Source organism: Clostridium facile (assembly GCF_014297275.1).
GTDB lineage: Bacteria > Bacillota > Clostridia > Oscillospirales > Ruminococcaceae > Massilioclostridium > Massilioclostridium facile.
Genome location: NZ_JACOQK010000001.1, coordinates 2,708,221 through 2,723,711, shown reverse-complemented (window position 1 = coordinate 2,723,711; position 15,491 = coordinate 2,708,221). Strand labels below are relative to the sequence as shown.

General features: G+C 39.8%; 15 protein-coding genes. 1 reads left to right on the top strand and 14 read right to left on the bottom strand.

Annotation, left to right across the window (positions count from 1 at the left end; all coding sequences use genetic code 11):
• Nucleotides 1-124 precede the first annotated feature (124 nt).
• The 14 genes from H8Z77_RS11345 to H8Z77_RS11280 form a co-directional block, all read right to left on the bottom strand.
• Complete coding sequence (locus H8Z77_RS11345; protein WP_069987120.1) at nucleotides 125-571, bottom strand: zinc ribbon domain-containing protein; 447 nt, start codon at nucleotides 569-571, stop codon at nucleotides 125-127.
• Nucleotides 572-834: 263 nt separating this feature from the next.
• A complete protein-coding gene (locus H8Z77_RS11340; RefSeq protein WP_186997061.1) occupies nucleotides 835-1,749 on the bottom strand; it encodes a uridine kinase family protein in 915 nt (304 codons plus the stop codon).
• On the bottom strand, nucleotides 1,739-3,196 hold the full coding sequence (gene hemZ / locus H8Z77_RS11335; protein ID WP_069987118.1) for a coproporphyrinogen dehydrogenase HemZ: 1,458 nt from the start codon (nucleotides 3,194-3,196) through the stop codon (nucleotides 1,739-1,741). Before hemZ ends, H8Z77_RS11340 begins: the two co-directional genes overlap by 11 nt.
• Before the next feature lie 24 nt (nucleotides 3,197-3,220).
• Complete coding sequence (locus H8Z77_RS11330) at nucleotides 3,221-3,850, bottom strand: MBL fold metallo-hydrolase (protein WP_186997060.1); 630 nt, start codon at nucleotides 3,848-3,850, stop codon at nucleotides 3,221-3,223.
• Between the two features lie 81 nt (nucleotides 3,851-3,931).
• Entirely contained in the window at nucleotides 3,932-4,390 is a 459-nt protein-coding gene (gene dtd, locus H8Z77_RS11325; RefSeq protein WP_069987116.1) for a D-aminoacyl-tRNA deacylase, read from the bottom strand.
• 23 nt (nucleotides 4,391-4,413) lie between these two features.
• Complete coding sequence (locus tag H8Z77_RS11320) at nucleotides 4,414-6,582, bottom strand: RelA/SpoT family protein (RefSeq protein WP_069987115.1); 2,169 nt, start codon at nucleotides 6,580-6,582, stop codon at nucleotides 4,414-4,416.
• Nucleotides 6,583-6,601: 19 nt separating this feature from the next.
• Entirely contained in the window at nucleotides 6,602-8,629 is a 2,028-nt protein-coding gene (recJ, locus tag H8Z77_RS11315) for a single-stranded-DNA-specific exonuclease RecJ (protein WP_069987114.1), read from the bottom strand.
• 282 nt (nucleotides 8,630-8,911) lie between these two features.
• Entirely contained in the window at nucleotides 8,912-9,364 is a 453-nt protein-coding gene (locus H8Z77_RS11310; RefSeq protein WP_069987113.1) for a GNAT family N-acetyltransferase, read from the bottom strand.
• Nucleotides 9,354-10,178: a phosphatase PAP2 family protein gene (locus H8Z77_RS11305; protein ID WP_069987112.1), complete on the bottom strand. Its 825-nt coding sequence runs from the start codon at nucleotides 10,176-10,178 to the stop codon at nucleotides 9,354-9,356. The genes H8Z77_RS11310 and H8Z77_RS11305 overlap by 11 nt, the downstream gene beginning before the upstream one ends.
• Before the next feature lie 76 nt (nucleotides 10,179-10,254).
• On the bottom strand, nucleotides 10,255-10,452 hold the full coding sequence (locus H8Z77_RS11300) for a hypothetical protein (RefSeq protein ID WP_069987111.1): 198 nt from the start codon (nucleotides 10,450-10,452) through the stop codon (nucleotides 10,255-10,257).
• Nucleotides 10,453-10,827: 375 nt separating this feature from the next.
• Nucleotides 10,828-11,232 (bottom strand): hypothetical protein, encoded by a 405-nt coding sequence (locus H8Z77_RS11295; RefSeq protein WP_083256330.1) that lies wholly within the window; start codon nucleotides 11,230-11,232, stop codon nucleotides 10,828-10,830.
• 31 nt (nucleotides 11,233-11,263) lie between these two features.
• Entirely contained in the window at nucleotides 11,264-12,382 is a 1,119-nt protein-coding gene (locus tag H8Z77_RS11290) for a THUMP domain-containing class I SAM-dependent RNA methyltransferase (RefSeq protein WP_436231580.1), read from the bottom strand.
• An 18-nt stretch (nucleotides 12,383-12,400) separates the two neighbouring features.
• Nucleotides 12,401-13,243: a fumarate hydratase gene (locus H8Z77_RS11285; RefSeq protein WP_186997059.1), complete on the bottom strand. Its 843-nt coding sequence runs from the start codon at nucleotides 13,241-13,243 to the stop codon at nucleotides 12,401-12,403.
• A gap of 2 nt (nucleotides 13,244-13,245) precedes the next feature.
• Nucleotides 13,246-14,412, bottom strand: a complete 1,167-nt coding sequence (locus H8Z77_RS11280) for an amidohydrolase (protein ID WP_186997058.1) — start codon at nucleotides 14,410-14,412, stop codon at nucleotides 13,246-13,248.
• 146 nt (nucleotides 14,413-14,558) lie between these two features.
• Between H8Z77_RS11280 and cysK the strand changes: the two genes are divergently transcribed.
• Nucleotides 14,559-15,491: a cysteine synthase A gene (cysK, locus tag H8Z77_RS11275; RefSeq protein ID WP_069987108.1), complete on the top strand. Its 933-nt coding sequence runs from the start codon at nucleotides 14,559-14,561 to the stop codon at nucleotides 15,489-15,491.

Here is a 15,491-nt window from a genome sequence, read left to right as displayed (position 1 = left end):
AATCCTCTTTTACCACAAATGTTAGCCCAGTCTGTTTCTTGGCTTACATTTTACTATACTACCCGAAAACACAGGATTTTTCAAGTGTTTTTGCGATTTATTTTTGATAAATTGAAAATATTTTCTAATTTTCTTGTGGCTGTTCCGTTTCTTCTGGAATCCAATCCTGTTCTTCCGCTGGTTCTACATGGATTTCATCTGATTTTTCCTGTTGTTCCAGTTTACATCCACACTTAGAACAATAAGAAGCTTCCTGAGGATTATTATAACCGCAGCAAGGGCATTTGATTACTTTTTTTAGTTCCGCTATTTTATCCTCTGTTTCTTTTAAATGGTCTAGCAAGTCATCAATCTCATCCACAATAGAATTTACTAGTTCAGGATTTTCATAATCCGCTTTGACCATGTTATAAACAGCATTGCCTAACTTTTCATACTGGGAACGGATGTCACCATTAATCTGTGCTACTTGTATTTTGTATTTTGAAATCTCTACAATTTCACCTGTTTTTTTTCCGGCTGCATTCGCCACATCTTTGGTCTTATCCCAAATTTCTTCCCATACACCCATAAAATATTCCTCCTTTTCAGAATTACTGTATCTGTTTTGTGTATTAGTTATTTCTACTATACTCTTAGAATATAGCACTCCCTCATACATGCAGTATTCTATTTATTAATACTATTTATTATAGTAAAAAGCAAATATCGTTTCAATTACATTTTCATGAACAAATATAAGATTTGGTTTAAATCAGGCTCAATTTATTTGCAAAATATGAAAAATATTTCGATATTCCATTCTTTTTCGAATGAAATGACCATTTTATTGGATTATTTTGCAAACTCGTTAATCAGAGAACCGCTTGGAAGTTCTTCTAATCCAATTGTTTCAAAAAGTTGCAATGCATTTTGTAAAGTTTCCACTGTTTTGTGATATTCTGGGTCTTGTACTTGTTCCAATAGTGGCAATAGCATTTCTTTATAGAGCAACGGCTCATAAAGATGCAGGGAGTCAATTACATCATCCGCCCGATTTTGGTAAGGGATAATATATTTTCGTTCCCCTTCCACCACATTCCGCCACATCTGCAACGTTTTTTTCGCAGAGGCATTTCTATGTTTGCTATCCCGCAAAATTCGACGCATCAATCTAATATTTCTGGATGTCAATACAATCTGCCCATCGGATTCATATTCACTTTGGACGGAAATATAAACCCGGTAAATATTTTTCTCTTTGCCTTCTGGAATCATTAATGGGTTTAATGCATGAATCCCTTCTACAATCACAACATGATTGGTAATCTCCAAAAAACGATCTCCAGAACGTTTTCCCTGTTTAAAGTCATAACAAGGGATACGAGTCCATTTCTGTTCCAATAGTTCTTGGCAGCAACGGTGGAACAAGTTTAAATTCAGTGCTCGCACACTTTCGAAATCCCGTTCTCCACTGGGCAAAATAGGGGTTTTATCCGCATTCAGAAAAAAATCATCCAAGGAAATCATAACAGATTGTACCCCCAAATGCTCCAACTCCTTACAGAGCAACTGGGCAGTTGTCGTCTTTCCAGAGGCAGAAGGTCCAGATATTAAAATAATTTTTTTGCATTTTTTATTGCTGTTAATTCGTTGTGCCACCCGCTGGATTTCATTCCGATATTTCCGTTCAGAGTAATCCACAATATGGTGCGCGCCTTGCATAGCCATCAGGTTTATTGTTTGGACGTTAAATTGATCATTTCTCATAAAAATTCACCACCTGCTGTTTCCGGCGAATCATCTCGCTAAATCCATTGTTGTATTCATATGGATATTTATAGTTAAAAATACGGGAAATCCCTGTTTCATCTACTAATTTTGTAACAGCACCAGCGCCCACCGCCAAAATAGTCTGATTTTCTTCCATGATATACACATTATAAGGGCTTTCAAATCCCGGTTTGGAATATCCTACATTTTCCAGGTTATCAATCATATTTTTCTGCCGATAAAGGTAATAGGGCATATATCCTGCTTGTCGCAGATGATTTCCAGCATAAGAAACCATTTCTGCAACCAGGCTGTTCCGATTGGGTTTTTCCCCTGCTGCATAAAAATCAGAAGACCGTTTGATAGTAAGGGTATGTACCGTAATATTTTCTGGTTGTAAAGCAATTGCCTGATCAATCGAATGTTGGAAGCTCTCTAAGCTTTCCAAAGGCAGCCCTGCAATCAAATCCATGTTAATGCAGGAAATCCCTAATTTCCGAGCCATCTGGTAACAATCTATTACATCCTGCGCTGTATGCTTCCGCCCTACATTCCGCAACACTTCATCATTGAAGCTTTGCGGATTAATACTAATACGGGATACTCGATATTTCTTTAATACTTGTAATTTTTCCAGTGTAATCGTATCCGGACGACCAGCTTCCACTGTGTATTCCGATAACTGACTAAGGTCAAAATGCTTTTGGATACAGACAAAAAGTTCTTCCAACAGTTCTGCACTCAACGCGGTAGGTGTTCCGCCGCCAAAATAAACTGATTCCAACTTTAAACCAAGATTTTTCACAATCTCTCCGGTTACTGCTAGTTCGGCTATTAGATTTTTGACATATTCCCTCATCAATTCTATCGACGCTTTGGTCGCAATTGCCTGAGAAACAAAGGAGCAATAACTACATCTTGTAGGGCAAAAAGGAATGGAAATATATAAACTAAATACTTTGGGCTGACATTCCATTACAAAGCACCTTTGCTGTACGGAAAAGGTTTTTAGACATAAATCAATTTTTTCATCACTGACAAAATATTTGGTTTTTAAAATTTTTCTTACTTGTTCAGGAGAATTTCCCTGCTCCATCAACTGATGGACCGTTTTCACCGGTCGTATTCCCGTCATCATCCCCCACGGCAACTGGCGATTCAACAAACGGGATAAGGCTAAATATAACGCGGCGCAAAGCTGCAAACGGGCTTCCTGTTCCGAAACATCCTGTGCCATTACAAAATGCGCAGCCTGTTTTTTTCCATTCAAACAGGCAATGGCCAGCAAATAAATGTGGTGTTTTCCCTGTTTTTTGCGGGTAATCACCCAATCTTTCTCTGTCCCAGATTGGTCATGGTCTGAAAAGCGGACCGTGGGAAAAAATATTTTAATTAAACTTTCAATTTGATATTTATGATTGTGGCCAATTAAACTGAGTTTCATACAGATTCCCTTCTTACTTTTTACCTACCGAGGAAAATAAGGATTATATTTTTTTTCTTCCTCCAAAGTAGTATTTTCACCATGCCCTGTACAAATAATAGAATCCCCTGGAATTGCAGCAATCCGTTGCAATGATTTTTGCTGTGCCACAGGGTCTCCACCATAGGTATCATTGCGTCCGATTTCTCGTTTAAATATAGTATCCCCAGAGAAAATAACACCATCTGTCAAATACATACAGCTTCCCCTAGAATGTCCTGGTGTGTGCATTACATGGAAGGTGATTTCTCCAAATGGAATCGTATCTCCATCTTTCAACAAAACATCTGCTTCCGCAGAGGTAAAATTCTTCGATATTACCTTCTGGAACAATTTGGATAAATTTTTGCTAGGATCTTGCAGTAACTCCTGATCCTGTTCATGGATATATACTTTACAATTGGTCTTTTCTTGGATTTCATGTACCCCACCAATATGGTCAAAATGTCCGTGGGTTAACAATACCATCGTAATTTCTTTTCCATCCTTTTGGACAGCATCTACAATCTGTGCTCCATTCGCACCTGGGTCAATGATAGCTGCCTGATTTTGGTCGTTGTATACAACAAAACAGTTGGTTTGTACCGGACCTAATACATATTGTTTTATCTTCATGGTATCCATCACTCCTTAATATGAAAACGATTACCGCAGAAAATCTGTTTTATTCCAAGATTTCCTGCGGTAAAAACAACCTTATTTGACAATTAGTTCGTCAGTATCCAAAATAATGGTAACAGGTCCATCATTGGTAATGTTCAATTCCATATCCGCTCCAAACTCACCAGTCTCCACCTGTTCCACTCCATTTATGTGTAGCTGTTGAATAAAATATTCGTATAGTGGTTTCGCCACTTCTGGCCTGGCAGCCTTAGAAAAAGAAGGCCTACGCCCTTTTTTGCAGTCTGCACCCAAAGTAAAATTGGATACCAACAAAATTCCACCGTTGATATCTTGCAAAGAAAGATTCATTCTATCCTGCTCGTCAGAAAATACCCGAAGTCCTGCCAGTTTTGTGGCAAGGGTATCTGCTTCTTTTTTGGTATCCCCTTCTATAATTCCCAACAATACCATAAACCCTTGTTGAATTTCCCCAACTATTTCTCCGTCAATGGATACACTGGAATGGGTAGTACGTTGTAAAATTGCTTTCATTGGTTTGTCTCCTTGCTATTCTTCTATTTATTCGCACGCTCTACTGAGATAACTCCTTCAATCTTATGGATTCTTTGGATAATGTTATTTAACTGTTCTACACCCGCAATCGCAATGGTAACCACAATATTGGCATTTCCATTTTTGAGTTCGCGAGCATTAATTTCGTGAATTGGTACCCTAAAGTTTGCCAAAACCACGCTGACATCAGCTAATAGCCCTGTGCGGGAATCTGCCACAATATCCAAAGTGGAACGATAACTGGTTGGTGCGGATTGCTCCCAACGAACATGAATCCAACGGTCTACCTGAGAAGGGTCTTTCATAGAAGAAAGCACATTGACACAATCTTTTTTGTGAATTGAGACCCCATGGCCACGGGTGATAAATCCAATAATATCGTCGCCTGGCAAAGGATTACAACACTGGGCAAATTTCACCAAGCAATTATCAATCCCTTCTACAATTACCCCGCTCGTTGCTTTGGTATGAGTAATTTTTGGGGCTTCTGAAACAGGTTCCTGTTCTGATTTAATCAGTTTAATATATGCTTCTTTGACCCTTGGAATAATTTTGGATAAACTGATACCTCCATATCCAATGGCAGCATAAAATTCTTCCAGGTTTTCGCAATGGTTTTTTTTGCACATTCCTTCCAAAAATTCTGCCATTTGTTCATCCGGGAGATAAATTTTATTGCGTTTTAATTCTCGTTCTAATTCTGCTTTTCCTTCTACAATATTCTCTTCCCTGCGTTCTTTTTTAAACCAGGAACGGATTTTACTGCGTGCTTCACTGGTAGCGACAATTTTTAGCCAGTTTCTACTTGGACCATGATTTTCCGACTTAATGGTGATAATTTCAACCACTTGACCAGTTTTCAACTTAGTGTCTAATGATACAATACGTCCATCAATTTTTGCACCAATCATACGGTTCCCAACTGCGCTGTGAATCGCATATGCAAAGTCAATCACGGTAGACCCAACTGGTAATGCTTTTACATCTCCTTTTGGGGTAAACACAAAAACTTCCTCTGAACCAATATCGGTTTTGATACTTTGCATAATATCTTCCGCATCTTGGGATTCTTGCTGTGCTTCAATAATCTGCCTTACCCACGCCAAACGCTCTTCCAGATTATCTTTTCCACGGATTCCTTCTTTGTATTTCCAATGTGCGGCAATCCCATATTCCGCGGTATAGTGCATTTCCCATGTCCTAATCTGAATTTCGAACGGAATCCCTTCTTTAGCAATCACGGTAGTATGCAATGATTGATACATATTCGGTTTTGGCATCGAAATATAATCTTTAAATCGGTTTGGAATCGGTGTAAATAAATCGTGCATCGCACCTAAAATATTATAACATTCTAGCACAGAATCCACAATCACACGGATCGCATAAATATCATATACTTCATCAAATTCCCGCCCTGCCATATATACTTTCCGGTAAATTCCATAAATACTTTTTACTCGTCCATCAATCTTAGCAGAAATATTTAACTCCTGTAAACGGGCGGCAATTTTCTGTTTGATATACTCAATATAGTTTTGGTTGTTTAGGGCGCGATCCTTTAATTTTTGTTGGATTTCTCGATAAGCAACTGGATCCAAATATTGCAATGCAAGGTCCTCTAGCTCTTCTTTTACTGGCCGTATTCCCAAACGGTGGGCAATTGGCGCATAAACCTCCATAGTTTCCAAAGATTTATCCCGTTGTTTTTGTTCTGGCCAAAATTCCGCAGTACGCATGTTGTGCAACCGGTCTGCTAGTTTGATAATAACCACACGGATATCCTTCGCCATCGCCAGCAACATTTTCCGGACATTTTCTGCTTGCTGTTCCTCTTTTGTTGTCAATGGGATTTTGCCCAGTTTTGTAACGCCATCCACCAATAAGGCAACATCTTCCCCAAACTTCTTTTTTACTTCTTCCAACGAGACGGTGGTGTCTTCCACTACATCATGCAGCAACGCTGCTTCTACACACTCGTTATCCATCCCCAATTCTGCCAGTATACAAGCCACAGCAATTGGATGGGTTACATATGGTTCACCAGAAAGACGCAGCTGCCCTGTATGTGCATCTTTTGCCACTTCATATGCCTTTGTAATTTTATCCAGATCAAACGGTCTGTCGGTTGCTTTTAACACATCCAATAATGTTTGAAATGTATACTCCATCTTACTTCACCCTATCTTTTTATTTCAATTGCGCCAAAATTTTAGATTCCGAAAGGTTTACTTTGGCAGTAGCCTCCTTCATCACCATAGTTTTTCCATCTTCTACCATTTCCAGTAATCCTTGTTCCTTTAAAATTTCAATAATAATGGATAATTTACAATAATTCATACCACTTTTTAAGGTTAACAGGTACAATTTTTCCGCATTACCCTCAAATTTTTTCAGATTATGTAGAGTCCGATAAATGGCCGCAATCTCATTCCGATTTGGTAATGCACGAGCTTTTATTTTGGGATCCTCTACCTCTCCACGCATAATATCCTCAAAGGCCCATTTGGCGCTAAAAAACCGATATTGTTCAAAAGAGCAAGGACGCATATCTTTAATTTTAACGGATACACTTTTACGCCCATTAAAATTATTGATATCCAAGCTGACAACCAGGTTGAGCATCGTCCCTCGTTTGAAATAAAAACGGGAGCGTGGGACACCAAACAACAAAGCTTGCATCATTCCTGTACCAGCAAAAAATTTCAGCTTCAGGTGTTTCCCACCAGCCAGTGGGATCACTTCTTCTAAACGTACATTTTTCATCAAAAACAATGGGGAAGGATTTTCACATCCAAATGGTTCTAAAACAGAAAGAGACTCCACATTTTCAACGGTGAGTTCTTTTAACGTCACTACCCTGTCAATCTTGTAAGAACTATCCGGCATACGTTTTAAATGGTTTTTCGCGTATAAATTAAGCCCTTTCCGGAATGCCTCTAAATCTTTTGTAGCAATTGTCATACCAGCGGCTTTGGAATGTCCACCCCATTTTACACATAAATCCCGGTTGGCATACATGGCCTGATAAAGAGAGAACCCATCAATACTTCTAGCAGACCCTGTTGCATACTCCCCGTCAATTTCCATTACAACAGAAGGCTTTCCATATCGCTCTGTAATCCTTGCGCTGACGATTCCCAAAATCCCTTTTGGCCATCCTTCTTTCGCAAATACTAATACACGGTCATGAAGGCAATTCGGATTTTCCGCTATCTGTTGCATAATCTCCTGTATAACACCTTGTTCCAATTGTTGCCGTTTTGTATTGAGTTCATTCAGTTCGGTAGAAATTGTATCTATCGTTTCTTTATCCTCGCTGGTAAACAGCTCAAACACCTTATTAGCCATATTAAAACGGCCAGCAGCATTAATACGAGGGACAATCCCAAACGCAATTACAGTTGCCAGTACATTGGAACGAGGGATCTTCGCTTTTTGGAACAATTTATTTAACCCTAAGTTTTCAGAAAACTCTAATAGCCGTAATCCTTCCTGAACCAAAGTACGGTTTTCGCCAACCAAAGGGACAATATCACCGATCGTCCCAATCGCTACAAATTCCCCGGCAAATTGTAAAGCGCTCTGGTAATCCCCTTCTTCCATTGCCACGATTAGTTTAAAAGCAACACCAACACCAGCTAAATCTTTAAATTTTGATGGACAGTCACTGCGATGTGGGTTTATAACCGCCACTGCTTGAGGCAAAGTATCCCCTACCGCATGGTGGTCAGTTATGATCAGATCCATGCCAAGTTCCGCAATATAATCTGCTTCTTTTAAGGCAGAAATACCATTATCCACCGTAACAAGCAGTTGTACTCCTTGCTCATGGAACTGATCAATCGCTTCCTGATTTAACCCATAGCCACCTACATTTCTTTCTGGAATAAAAGCCTCTACTTCCGCTCCAATCGATAATAAATAGGTGTACAAAATATAAGTAGAAGTAATTCCATCACAATCATAGTCCCCATAAACTACAATTTTTTCCTGGTTTTCCAGCGCCTGATTTAAGCGTTCTACAGCCAGGTCCATGTCCTTTAAAACAAATGGGCTTTCCAATTCGCCTTGACCGAAATATTCCTCAATTTCTTCATCCTGAAACCCTCTAGTTGCCAGGATGTCCGCTATTATGTTGTTCACTCCAAATCGCTCTGAAATCTCCTCAGAACGTTCTGGCGATGCCGCGTGAAAAATCCATTTTTTTAAACTCATAGTATGCCTCACTCTATCCTGAAAATCAATTACTTTTTGTATTTATTATACATCATTTTTCTGTTCGTTTCAACTGTGCTTCTTTTAAAATCCCCCATAACCAGGCGATATTCTCCAAAAAATAGGATCGATTTTCCGAAAAAGAATCTTCTGTTCTTTTTGTAAAACATGAAAAAGAAAAAAGAAAATTTGTTCCGCAAACTCTATAAGCTAATATAATAAATCATAGTTATAGTCCGAGATAAAAATACCTTTGGATAGTATACTATCCAAAGGTATTTTTTAACCCGAAACGAAATCTTTTTTAAGATATACCATATCAATAAGCTGTTTCCCCGCTTCATAAATGGGATGGTCATAAAAATCCACAAAAAAATTCGGAACCCTATGGGAATAGGAAAAACCACATTTTTCATAAAAAGGAATTGTCAAAGGGCTGTCCCCAGTTCCAACCAGAAGATAATCCGCTATTTTTTGATAAAGTTGAAAAATATACTCCACCATCGCCTTTCCATATCCTTTGCCTTGAAAACTGGGGTCTGTTGCCAGGTTTTTGATTTCGTAAACCCTCTCCTGTACTTTTACCACAACGCAAACTGTTTTCACACCTTGGTCATATAAAACAAACAGTTCCCCTTGCTCCAAATAACGGTCAATCATGGATTCCTGTTCATCTGCCAATAATAACAAATCTAAAAATGCTTTTTTATGAGAGTAAACCCGTTTAATTTCCATCTATTTTCCTTTTCTGATAACGCTGACATAACCATATTGCAATATACCAGCCATATGCTATAATCCCTAATGAAAATAAAACATCAGAGGCATAATGTGCCCCCATAATAATCCTGCTAATAGCCATTAACAACAAATAAACGATTGGTAAAGCTGCGACTAAAATACGTTTCCATCTCGTCTGGATCAGTCCGGATAATAACAAAACACCAATGACCGCCATAGAGTTGCCTGTATGTCCAGAAGGAAAAGAATGGTTTCCAGAAAAGGGATGCCATTGATACCATGGAACAAACTGGGAGATGTTTTCCATATCTCGAAACCGCAATCTTCCGGCAAATACTTTTACAATCGTAATAACCAAAAAAATCAACGCAGTAGCAACAAACATCGTCCATACAATTTTTTTAATTTGTATTAGCTTGTCCATATCCAGTTGTTTTCCTCCCAATTGGATCAGCAAATAAAAAGCCAGATAAATTGCTGTTAGAAACAATTCCTGTACCAATCCACTCAGTCCACCGGAAAACAACAAAATTAATACCACCACAATCGCCATAATCCCAACATCGACAACCCAGTAAATTTTCTTTGGATGCTTCCGCTTTTCCAAATAAATCAAAAAATGGAGACCAACCGCTAATAGAATAGGAGTTGTCAACCTACCTCCATTCTCAAAGGCAACTGCCCATTTCCAATCAGGATGGTAAAGCAATTGGGATATTTCCAAATCGTATTTTCCAAATACAATTGCCCCTAAAATCCAAAAACAGATTCCAGCAACTAACCATAAATTCCGTTTTGTTTTTGACAAAATTTCCATCCTTTCTTTTTTTGCTAATCAAACGGTCCCTTTCCTTATCATATTCTACATTTGTGCCAATAAAAAATTACCATTTCCCTTTTTTGATTCTGCCACCAATCAGAATCACACCAAAAGCCAATACAATCAACACAAAAGAGATCCAAATAGGAGCAAATACCCATATCCAACTCCATGCTATAAGACCTAAAAGTTTTAGTACAATAAAAATTAACGTCAATGTAGAAACAAAGCCCATACCACCGTTTTTTATTTTTTGATCCATACAATTCCTCCGCAAACTAATAAACAAATATATCATCGGCTATTCTAAACGGTCTTAATCTCTTATATTGTACATCTAGAAATAATTTTCAAGGAAAAGGAAATAAAAGATTCCGTTGCCTCTCCAACTAGGATTTTGTTGTTCCAAAATAGATTGCTACTGTAGCGCATAAGATTGCCACCCCTATTGCTATCCATAAAAAAATATCCATTTACCTCACGCTTTCAAATTCATATCTATATTCAATCTTATAAAATAGCAAACAGCATTGCTGAAAATAATCCCATCATAATTTACGGTCATGCTGTTTCATCAATCCACCAATCATTTTTGTAGTTTCCAATTTTTGAATTCTTCTACAAAATTATATTGCAGTTATTTTTGGTAGAAGCACTTCCTGATACGCATCAAATTTGCCACCAGCAATGCCAGTGTGACACCAAAGCCAAAATAAAATTCTGGATATGCCAAGGAAAAACTGATTCCTAAGCTGAATTCTCCTGTTATAGTTTCTATGTGCCATGTAAAAAAATAAAACAACTCCATTATCAGCAATAAACAGGGTCCTAATATCCCACAAACCATAGCAAATCGTCGATTCTCAAACCATATTCCAATCAAGGTTATCAAAATTCCAATAATAGTTACAGGATGATACAACACAATCGTCCCTGATATTTCTTGTACCCCTCGGGAGCCACCAAACCAGGAAAGGAACATAAGTAAAATACAAATAATTAAAATGACACTGGAGAATAATTGATATTTTAATGTTTTCATAGGGATTCCCTTCTTAAATCCACTAGATGGACTACTTAAAATACATATAGAGCTGGCATTTTAACATCCCATTATATAGCTTACGGCGTTTATCTGCTTTTTTCCCAAAGATGGTTTCAAACTGTTCATGAGGGCTGATAATATAATAGTGGATTCCATTTCCCATCTGGAATACCTTTCCCATCGTCCGGTAAATTTCTTCCGCTTGTCTTATTTCCAGCATACGTTCCCCATAAGGAGGATTGCAAATAACAATCCCTTTATCTGTTACAGGAGAAAAATCCGCAATTTCCCGCTGGTTAAATTTCAACCTTGGAAGGACACCAGCTTTTTTTGCGTTTGCTGTACTCAATTCTACAGCAGCTGGATCAATATCAAATCCATACCCACGGAACTCCACATCTCTACGAACCAAATCAAGGGCACGAGTACGCTCCTCCTGCCAGACTTTTTGCGGGATCTGCTTCCACTTTTCCGCTGCAAAACGGCGGTTGATCCCAGGCGCGATGTTCAACGCTTTGGTTGCACTCTCGATTAAAAAAGTACCGGAACCACAAAATGGGTCATACACTGTGGAAAAAGGTTTTACATGAGCTAAATCAATAATGCCAGATGCCAGTGTTTCTTTAATTGGAGCAGCATTGGAATTTTGTCGGTATCCCCTTTTGTGCAACCCAGGTCCGGAGGTATCCAGCATCACAGTAACTACATCTTTTAAGATTGAAAACTGGATTTGATGCACCGCTTCGTTCTCCTCAAACCAGTGGACATGGTAACACTCTTTTAGTCGTTCCACAGCGGCTTTTTTGATAATTGATTGGCAGTCCGGGATGCTGTGCAGCTGTGAGTTCAACGAATGCCCTTTTACAGGAAAAGCGTCATGGGCGCCAATCCACTGTTCTAATGGCAGTTTTTTCACACCCTGGAACAATTGCTCAAACGAGGTGGCGTGGAATTCCCCCAAACGGATCAATACCCGCTCCGCAGTACGTAGCCACAAATTAGCCCTTACCAACAGTTCCAAATCTCCGTCAAATGCAACCCTTCCATCGGTTACCGTAACATTTTGTCCCCCCAGCCGTTTTACTTCGCCGGACAGTACACTTTCCAACCCAAAATGGCAGGGGCAAATCATTGTAATTTGTTCCAAATTCAATTCTCCTTTATCCTACAGTTCTGCACACATATGCCGGGTCACATGGCAGCCCATGTTCACCGCTACTGGTAACCCTGCAATATGAGTTGCATAAGTTTCAATATTTAATCCCAACGCAGTAACATCCCCGCCAAATCCCTGGGAACCAATTCCCAGCTGGTTTACCTGTTGTAACATCTCTTGTTCCAATTCCGCATAAAATGGGTCTGGATTCGGCTGGTCAAGGTCACGGCAAAGCGCCTGTTTTGCCAACAAAGCGCACTGTTCAAAATCTCCGCCAATCCCAACGCCAACAATCACAGGTGGACATGGATTGCTCCCCGCTTTGCGAACAGTATCCACTACAAACCCGATGATCTCCTGGCGGGTGGCGGATGGGGTAAACATCCGAATGGCACTCATATTTTCACTACCAAATCCTTTAGGAGCCACCATAATTTTCACTTTATCCCCTGGGATAATCGAAGTATGCAGAATAGCAGGCGTATTATCATTGGTATTACCGCGACGGATTGGATCCGCTACGACGGATAAACGCAGCAACCCTTCCAGATATCCCTGGCGTACTCCTTCGTTTACCGCTTCATTGAAATCTCCGCCGATAAAATGAACATCCTGGCCAATTTCCAAAAATACTACTGCCATTCCAGTATCCTGGCAGACAGGTACATCCAATTCTTTTGCAGCTTGGATATTCTCTTCCAAATCCCCTAAAACGCTTTTACATATTTCGCTGCATTCCTGTTCTCTCGCTTTGGAAATTGCTTTTTTAACACTGCAAGGCAGTTCTTTATTTGCCTTAATACACAATTGTTTAATACAGGAAGTTAATTCCTTTACATCTATCTCTCTCATTGCTATTTCGTCTCCTCATAAACAAACTTTCCATCAATCATCACTTGAAATGGGCTAGAATAAACCGAAAATGGATCTGTATCGTTTGGATAAACCACAATATCCGCGTCTTTTCCTACCTGTAGAGAACCCAATCTTTGTTCCAGTCCACAAATTCGGGCGGGTTCTATGGTAATTGCCTGCAATGCTTTTTCTCTGGACAATCCTCCCTTTATGGCAATCCCACAACTCAAAGGAAGATATTGGATAGGAACCTCTGGATGGTCGGTACATATGGCGGTTGGTATCTGATATTTTGCTAAAATGGCTGGATTTTGAATTTTCTGGTTTCTCAGCTCTGGCTTAGAACGGTCAGTTATCATCGGGCCTGTAATCACTGGAAGATGTTCTTCTTCCAACAAGTCCGCAATTAAATGGCCATCCGTACCATGGACTAAAACACCATCCAATTGATATTCCCGAATCAAACGGATGGCAGTAAAAATGTCATCCGCCCGATGAGCATGAAAAAACGCCTTTTCTTTTCGTTCTAGTACTGGCAACAGTGCCTCGCATTTGGCGTCATATTCTGGTTGATCTAGTTCCTCATCTTCTAAAGCCCGCTGGCAATCCATCTGATACCGCTTTGCCTTCTGCAACTGCTCCCGAATCAACGCCGCTGTCGCCATACGAGTAACAGGGGTTTGATTTTTGTCATTGTAGGTTGCTTTTGGGTTTTCCCCCAAAGCAAACTTCATTCCAATATTCCGTTTTACCACCATAGTATCTACTCTGCGGCCCACTGTTTTCAAGGCAATCCAATGCCCTCCAATGGGGTTGGCACTACCAGGGCCGGTTACTACTGTTGTAACCCCTGCAGATACTGCCTCCTGAAAGCAGCTATCCATTGGGTTAATAGCGTCCAACGCATCCAATTGAGGGGTAATTGGGTCGGTATCCTCATTTCCATCCTCCCCTTCAAATCCCAGGGAGTCCTCCCACATACCTAAATGGCAATGGCAATCAATAAAACCTGGATAGAGGGTATAGCCGGAATAATCCAAGCCATCTAGTTTTGGACAATCCTCCATGTTTCCCATCGCAACAATTTTACCTGATTCTATCTGAAGAAATCCACGCGGAATCCTGCCATGTTCGACTGTTTCAAGCACAGCATTTTTGATCAGCATAGCAACGCTCCTTTATCTTATAAAATACTTTACTCTTATTAAACCACAAAACGCTGGAAAACTCAAACCTTTTCTGCTTGACTTTTCCCTAAGCCAATGCTATGATGGAAACAAATGAAATCCTATTAAAACTGGAGGAATTCCCTATGGCGAATATTCACAATCATCTTTCTGATTTAATTGGCAATACGCCAATGGTGCGATTGCAACATTACTGCGAAAAGCATCAGTTAAAAGCGGAAATTATTGCAAAACTGGAATATTTTAATCCATTGGGTTCCGCAAAAGACCGTGTTGCGAAATATATGATTGATGACGCGCAAAAAAAAGGCCTCATTCAAAAAGATACCCTGATTATTGAGCCAACCAGCGGAAACACTGGCGTAGGACTGGCGTTTATCTGTGCTGAAAAAGGATTGCGCCTGATTTTAACCATGCCAGAAACCATGAGCATCGAACGCCGTAATTTATTAAAGGCACTGGGTGCGGAACTGGTTTTGACAGAAGGCGCAAAAGGGATGAAAGGGGCAATCGAAAAAGCCAACCAGCTGGCAAAAGAAAACCCAAATTCTTTTATTCCTTCCCAATTTGACAATCCAATTAATCCAGAAGCCCACCGCCAAACAACAGCAAAGGAAATCCTGCAGGATACCGATGGTAAAATCGACGCCTTTGTGGCTGGTGTAGGAACAGGTGGAACGATCACCGGTGTTGGAGAAATCTTAAAACAGGAACTGCCCAATATCAAAATTGTGGCAACCGAGCCAGCAGATTCCCCCGTATTATCCGGCGGAAAAGCTGGTCCCCATAAATTGCAGGGGATTGGAGCTGGATTTGTCCCATCCGTAATGAACACGGGCATCATTGATGAAATTATCACCATCACTACAGAACAGGCATATCAAACCACACGGGAACTGGCACAATCACAAGGAATTTTAGTTGGTATTTCCAGTGGGGCTGCTCTAGCTGCTGCAACACAGCTGGCACAAAAACCTGAATTAGAAGGAAAAACCATTGTGGTATTCTTTCCAGATACTGGAGAGCGTTACCTTTCTACTCCAGGACTGTTTGATTAA

Excerpts from the sequence above, each read along its gene's own strand:
- H8Z77_RS11345 (WP_069987120.1), bottom strand. The coding sequence starts at position 571 with ATGGGTGTATGGGAAGAAATTTGGGATAAGACCAAAGATGTGGCGAAT.
- H8Z77_RS11340 (WP_186997061.1), bottom strand. The coding sequence starts at position 1,749 with ATGAGAAATGATCAATTTAACGTCCAAACAATAAACCTGATGGCTATG.
- hemZ (WP_069987118.1), bottom strand. The coding sequence starts at position 3,196 with ATGAAACTCAGTTTAATTGGCCACAATCATAAATATCAAATTGAAAGT.
- H8Z77_RS11330 (WP_186997060.1), bottom strand. The coding sequence starts at position 3,850 with ATGAAGATAAAACAATATGTATTAGGTCCGGTACAAACCAACTGTTTT.
- dtd (WP_069987116.1), bottom strand. The coding sequence starts at position 4,390 with ATGAAAGCAATTTTACAACGTACTACCCATTCCAGTGTATCCATTGAC.
- H8Z77_RS11320 (WP_069987115.1), bottom strand. The coding sequence starts at position 6,582 with ATGGAGTATACATTTCAAACATTATTGGATGTGTTAAAAGCAACCGAC.
- recJ (WP_069987114.1), bottom strand. The coding sequence starts at position 8,629 with ATGAGTTTAAAAAAATGGATTTTTCACGCGGCATCGCCAGAACGTTCT.
- H8Z77_RS11310 (WP_069987113.1), bottom strand. The coding sequence starts at position 9,364 with ATGGAAATTAAACGGGTTTACTCTCATAAAAAAGCATTTTTAGATTTG.
- H8Z77_RS11300 (WP_069987111.1), bottom strand. The coding sequence starts at position 10,452 with ATGGATCAAAAAATAAAAAACGGTGGTATGGGCTTTGTTTCTACATTG.
- H8Z77_RS11295 (WP_083256330.1), bottom strand. The coding sequence starts at position 11,232 with ATGAAAACATTAAAATATCAATTATTCTCCAGTGTCATTTTAATTATT.
- H8Z77_RS11285 (WP_186997059.1), bottom strand. The coding sequence starts at position 13,243 with ATGAGAGAGATAGATGTAAAGGAATTAACTTCCTGTATTAAACAATTG.
- H8Z77_RS11280 (WP_186997058.1), bottom strand. The coding sequence starts at position 14,412 with ATGCTGATCAAAAATGCTGTGCTTGAAACAGTCGAACATGGCAGGATT.
- cysK (WP_069987108.1), top strand. The coding sequence starts at position 14,559 with ATGGCGAATATTCACAATCATCTTTCTGATTTAATTGGCAATACGCCA.